This window comes from Sphingomonas glacialis (assembly GCF_014653575.1).
GTDB lineage: Bacteria > Pseudomonadota > Alphaproteobacteria > Sphingomonadales > Sphingomonadaceae > Sphingomonas > Sphingomonas glacialis.
On the sequence record NZ_BNAQ01000024.1, the window covers coordinates 1 to 5,331 of the forward strand.

Here is a 5,331-nt window from a genome sequence, read left to right on the forward strand (position 1 = left end):
AACTTGTTGGTCGTCTTGCTCGTCATGGCTCCACCTTCTCAGGAGTTGGAGCCTCCGACAAACCCGGGGCGGTTCATTATGGCAGGGCATGGGAGTTGAGCGTGTTTGCGACACGTTCGCTCGTGCGATCCTTGTAGAAGAACACTTCTGTCCGATCGCCCTTGTGTGCTCCGGCGACCGCACCCGCATTGACCCAGCCTTTGACGGGCAGAAAGGCGAGCATGGTGTGATTGTCTTCCTGGGTGGAGACCAACACACGGTCTGAGCCGATCATGGCCTCGACGGCTACCAGGAGTGTACTACCGATGCCGCGGCTCTGGTGCGAGGGGGCGACCCCCAGGTACGTAATGTAATCATGCCCGACGAAGCCCCGGGGCACCCAGGCCGCGTAGCCGACGACCTCGCCATCGATCTCTGCCACCAGCATGTGGTTATCGACGATCTCGAGGAGACGGCTGCCCGCAAAGATATCGAACGTGTTGATCGCGGCCAGATCGGTGAGCAGGGCGGGACGGATCACGGCAATTGTTCCTCTGCAATCTTACACGCAGGCACTCGACCTTGTACTATATCAGCCCCACGGATTTCGAGAAGCAGGCTTACGTAGCTTACCTTGGTGTCCTGTTTGCTAGACGCCCGGCTGCTAAAGCACTCGCTTACAAATGGCGGGTCGCGTCCATGCGCTGATGCAAGATGCGGATAACGGCGATGCCGTAACTGGTTGGCCGAAAATAGACGACATGCTGCTCAACGCTACGCCGTCGATAGCCTGGTCGGATATTGGCACAGCCTTGAGCCTGCTGCGGCGCTTCGGCCGCATCGGCGCAGGCAGCTTCGATAAAATCGGTATAGCGCATCGCCTGGGCCACGCCCCAACGCGCCACGGTATAGTCGAACACCCCGTCAAGATCGCGCTGCGCCCTTGGGGTGAGCCGGTATTCAGCCATGCTGCGCGGCTTTGCGCTGCTTGAAAGCAGCAAAGTCGAACGGCTCGGGTTCCCCGCTCTGCTCGCCCTCGATCAGCGCCTGACGGATGCTCTCGATCTCCAGACCCCGTTCCTGCTCGCGCCGGATGAGGTCACGGATCGCCTCGCTGTCATTGGTGTAGCTGCCGGCGTCGATCTGGGCGGCTATCCACGCATTCTGCTGTTCGGTCAGGGTAATGGTCTTGCGCACGGTCGTCATATCGGCCTCCACGTCATACTATTGGTGCTATTTAGCGCATCACATCCCTACTGTCATCGCCCGAACCTATATTCGGCCCATCGAGTCCGCGCTGTCGTTCACCGGCTCAAGCGCTGACCCAAATCGCGTTGCAGGACACGTTCGCGATCATGGATGAGCTGCCCTATGGCGTACCCCATCTGGGGTTCGCGCTAAATCCGCTCTATATGGGAGCGGTACAAAGGACGGGCCCAGATATACGCTTAGCGTCGGCAGGTCGCATCCGAGCGAGGCGGGGCCAGGCTTCTCAAGAGGAAACGTCTGGTGCGAGACTGCGATCAACCGACGCACGCCGTGCCATCTCAGTGGCCTGTTTCCCAAAACTCGTTCCCAAAACCGCTTTCTCAAAATCATGCTACGACCACGGAGTTATGAGAAAGCATCGTGCGTCTAAAAGGGGTATACCGTGACGGAACACGACAGTTTGAACAGATCTTCTGTTCAAACAGGGTTGGTTGCGGGAATATTGAAGCGTGGCGGTGATGGTCTAGAAGCTGTCTATACACGGTATCCGCACTTACCTTACTCCAAAGCACAAGTGACCGGGTTAGCGGATCGTAACAACTTTTACACCGGTTGCGTCTGCCACCTTCTTCCAGTTTTGGTCGCCCGTCCAGGCCGGAAGCCCGTCGCGCTGCGCCAGCGCAAGACAGAACCGGTCGCCAAGGCTGAGCCCTGCTTCGGCAGTAACGGCGCGCAGCCGCCCGGCAAGGGTGGCTAACGCAGGGTCAGCCGCGACGACGTCCATTGGCAACGGCTGCAGCATCGCGTCGACCTCGTGAGCGGGCATGCCGGCGTGAATGAAATGGCTCACCACCTCGGCATAGTTGACGCTGCTGACCCGCGCGCCCGCGATCGCACCAGCGACTTTGGTGCATCCTTTCTCACCTTTAAGCATTGCGATCAGCGCAGAAGCGTCGAGAACGACCCTCATTCCCCACTGTCCTCCCGGCGCCGGGCGAGAAAAGCATCAACAGACGCGTCCGAATTGCCGCCGGTGAACTGCTTCGCAAGCGCCTGCGCCCGGGCCACCGCTTGCGCGGCAGTGCGCAGAACCACACCATCGGGCGTCTCGTCGAGGTAGACCGCGCCACCGTCGGTGAGTCCTAAACGCTTACGAATGTCAGCAGGTAGGCTCATTCGTCCGTTCGGCGTGATATTCACTTGGACGGTCATTGCGCATTTCTTTCGTAGGCGACGTCTGAAATGCGATCATAGTCATTCTGGTACGTCGATTCAACGCATCAGTAAAAATGCCAAACGATGCTTTTTGTGGCATAGCGCTGACATTACGCTACACGACCTAATTAGCGATAACGCTGATTCCCGCTAATTACATGCTGGCGTCAAATTAGCTGGTAATGACGCGAGCCTTGTCATGCGCTCAGGCTTGCGCCGTCAACAGCCGACACCCCCGATGTGTGCAGATTCTTCGGCTCGACGCGAGTCAGCGCCTTACCGCGCGCGAGACGCTCTGGGAGCGCGATGCTCCAGGCAAGGCCCAGACGCTCCATCAGCAGGATGAACGCGTAGCCCCAATCGCTCTGACCCGGATTGAGCCCGATCCGCGCCGAGCCCGGAAATGCGTGATGGTTGTTGTGCCAGGCCTCGCCCATTGTCGGGATCGACGCCCAAGGTACGTCGTGCGCCTGGACGCCAGCGTCGGTCACCAGCCAGCTCTGCGGCCCGGTTCGATGCGCCAGATGGCCGACGATCCAATGGCCGGTAACCGATGCGGTGACGCGGACGCATACGCCCCATACGACCCAGCTCCAACCGCCACCCGCGAACAACAGCAGCGCGATCGGAAGCTGCTGCGCCATCCAAGTTGCTTCCAGAAACTGGTAGAACCGATCGCCGCCTGCTCGCCCCATGTTGAACGCCGGTGGATGCGCCAATTCCAGCCGGCAATGGAGTTGCCACCACCCATCGACCAGGGGTCGCCGGCGGTGGGCGAGATAATCATGACAGTCGGACTGCCGCTGCGCCCAGTCACGCAGATCATGCGTGCGCACCATCGTCAGCGGCCCGCTCATGTCGACGCACGTGCCCGTCCAGACGAGCGTGCGCTCCAGCCACAATGGGCAATCGAAACTGCGATGGATCAGCCGACGATGGAAGCCGACGCTGTGGCCCAAGAGCAGCGTGGCGCCGGTCAAGGCCACGAAGACCAGCAGCCCGGTCCAGCTGAACAGGATGGGTGCGAGGAGCAGAGACGCGGCCATCATGCCGCCGTTCCAAAGGGAATGAACCGGGTCCCAGCGCACCGCTCCCGCGACGGGACTACATCCTGGTGTCTCGACCAACGTGTTCACGTTGCAGCGATCATGATCGTGACTCATTCGGGCCCTCCTAGTAATTAGCTCATGGCTTAATTACTCGATCGGGCTTGTCAAGCGGTTAGCTTATAGCTTAATTGCCGGTATGCAGAAGGTGTTTGAAGCCCTGGCGTCTATTCCGCGCCGCAAGATGCTCGCGTATCTCGCCCACGCCGAACTCAGCGCCGGTGAGATCGCTTCGCGTTTCGAGATGTCCAAGCCGGCAGTGTCGCAACATCTGTCGGTGCTGGAGAACGCAGGCCTGGTCAGCAGCGAGAAGCGCGGGCAGTTCGTCTACTATCGACTGGTGCCGGATAATCTGACCAACACGCTGCACGGCTTTGTGCAGGAGGTTTGCCCGGTATCACGACCTCTAAAAGCCGAGAGTGCCGAGGTAGCGCGGGAAAGGGTTCGAACCCCTGATTAGGACGCTTACGATAGCACAATCGTTGGTCGCGTGACCCAGACCCTGTCATTCAGGTCACCGCCGTCGCTTCCCAACTTCTGCTATTCGTTAATGTCGAGCAGCTGACTGGTCGTTGCCGGTGCTTTGTCCACTGGAAGGCAATTCCGGATGGACCGCACACATGCGGCTTTCCAGACCGAGCCGGGCGACAGCTGCCACCGGCGTTTCGGGATCGATCATCGGCGAGCGCAAAGGCGGCGGCGCATCGGATATACGCTCAGGGAAGTGCCGAGATTTTGGCCGTGCCCGGTGTGATCTAAAACCTGTTATTTTGCATCAAGCTAGCTTCTGGTATCCTGGCTGGCTGTTTGGTGACACGGTCGTAAGCTGCCCCGCGATCAGGGAGTTGCAAATGACGAACAAGGCATCGGCATTTACCCGCGTAAGCGTGGGAATTGCGATCGCAGTTGCGGCGATCAGCGCTCATGCGCAGTTTGTCCCGCCCGCCGGATACAGTGACGGTGGATCACGACCACGTATCGCGGAGCGCTCAGACACCGGCGCGCCGCTGCTAACCCGCATCCCTGATACGGCAGTGTCGAGCTTGATCCACGCCGATCCGACCTACCGGCGCGGTTCGGCTATGAGTCATGCCAAGGTTGTCGGCGCATTTGCGATAACTGAAACGAGCAAAGCACACGTCGTTGAGGCGTGGTCTCCCGGTTTTCTGCCCGTGACCCTCTCATTGAGCGAAGGTCGCTGCTACTCGCTTCAAGCGGATTATGAGGGAGGCACACTGTCTAATGGCCGGCTGAACAAAGTGGGATGTGAGGGGCGACGAAAGTTCGATGAACCGACGCTTCCAGCGCCATCTTCCGGCCGGTCTTTACGATTGATCGGAACCGCTTGGGGCTATGGGGCTTGGGTCGATGACCGGACAAAGACCACCATCGTTACCGCACCGGGAGCAACGACCTTCCAACCGCTTTTTACGGCTCATATGACGTCCAGCGCCATTATGGCGATGAACGGCCCTGACTGGCCGGGCGGCAACGTAACATTGCTTGGCAAGGTCAAAGGCCGGCTGACGGTCGTGACGCTGGAGACCGGGTACTGACATCGATGCAAAGCTTTTAATTTTGCATCGGCGCGGTGGCAGGTTTTGGAATTGCGGAGATCGGTCTGGAAAGACCGTCCATGGTCGATCGCTGACCGGCAGCTTTGCGGCGGCTTGGACCCAATTTTGGTCGTTCGAACTGACACAGCCGCTACTCAGAAGCGGACGTTCATTCATAGCATCTCAGCAGTAATACCAAGACTCTCTGATCAGGACCGATGGGCCCACGACCGCAGTCCGATGGACATGATGCGCCACGGCTGATC

Annotated in this window: 8 protein-coding genes; 2 read left to right on the top strand and 6 right to left on the bottom strand. The window is 59.4% G+C overall.

The window, feature by feature from the left end; genetic code table 11:
- Window positions 1–76: 76 nt before the first annotated feature.
- The 6 genes from IE187_RS20985 to IE187_RS21010 form a co-directional block, all read right to left on the bottom strand.
- Complete coding sequence (locus IE187_RS20985; protein ID WP_189677937.1) at window positions 77–520, bottom strand: GNAT family N-acetyltransferase; 444 nt, start codon at window positions 518–520, stop codon at window positions 77–79.
- 136 nt (window positions 521–656) lie between these two features.
- Window positions 657–947, bottom strand: coding sequence for a type II toxin-antitoxin system RelE/ParE family toxin (locus IE187_RS20990; protein WP_189677938.1), 291 nt, complete (start codon window positions 945–947; stop codon window positions 657–659).
- Window positions 940–1,185: a type II toxin-antitoxin system ParD family antitoxin gene (locus IE187_RS20995; RefSeq protein ID WP_189677939.1), complete on the bottom strand. Its 246-nt coding sequence runs from the start codon at window positions 1,183–1,185 to the stop codon at window positions 940–942. The genes IE187_RS20990 and IE187_RS20995 overlap by 8 nt, the downstream gene beginning before the upstream one ends.
- 586 nt (window positions 1,186–1,771) lie before the next feature.
- The gene (locus IE187_RS21000; RefSeq protein WP_189677940.1) at window positions 1,772–2,158 is read right to left on the bottom strand and encodes a type II toxin-antitoxin system VapC family toxin; all 387 of its coding nucleotides are present in this window, start codon (window positions 2,156–2,158) and stop codon (window positions 1,772–1,774) included.
- A complete protein-coding gene (locus IE187_RS21005; RefSeq protein WP_189677941.1) occupies window positions 2,155–2,400 on the bottom strand; it encodes an AbrB/MazE/SpoVT family DNA-binding domain-containing protein in 246 nt (81 codons plus the stop codon). Before IE187_RS21005 ends, IE187_RS21000 begins: the two co-directional genes overlap by 4 nt.
- 200 nt (window positions 2,401–2,600) lie before the next feature.
- Window positions 2,601–3,452, bottom strand: a complete 852-nt coding sequence (locus IE187_RS21010; protein ID WP_229839641.1) for an acyl-CoA desaturase — start codon at window positions 3,450–3,452, stop codon at window positions 2,601–2,603.
- A gap of 196 nt (window positions 3,453–3,648) precedes the next feature.
- On the opposite strand from IE187_RS21010, the gene IE187_RS21015 reads away from it, so the two are divergent.
- Complete coding sequence (locus IE187_RS21015) at window positions 3,649–3,969, top strand: metalloregulator ArsR/SmtB family transcription factor (RefSeq protein ID WP_189677942.1); 321 nt, start codon at window positions 3,649–3,651, stop codon at window positions 3,967–3,969.
- A 391-nt stretch (window positions 3,970–4,360) separates the two neighbouring features.
- Window positions 4,361–5,065, top strand: coding sequence for a hypothetical protein (locus IE187_RS21020; RefSeq protein ID WP_189677943.1), 705 nt, complete (start codon window positions 4,361–4,363; stop codon window positions 5,063–5,065).
- Window positions 5,066–5,331: the final 266 nt, after the last annotated feature.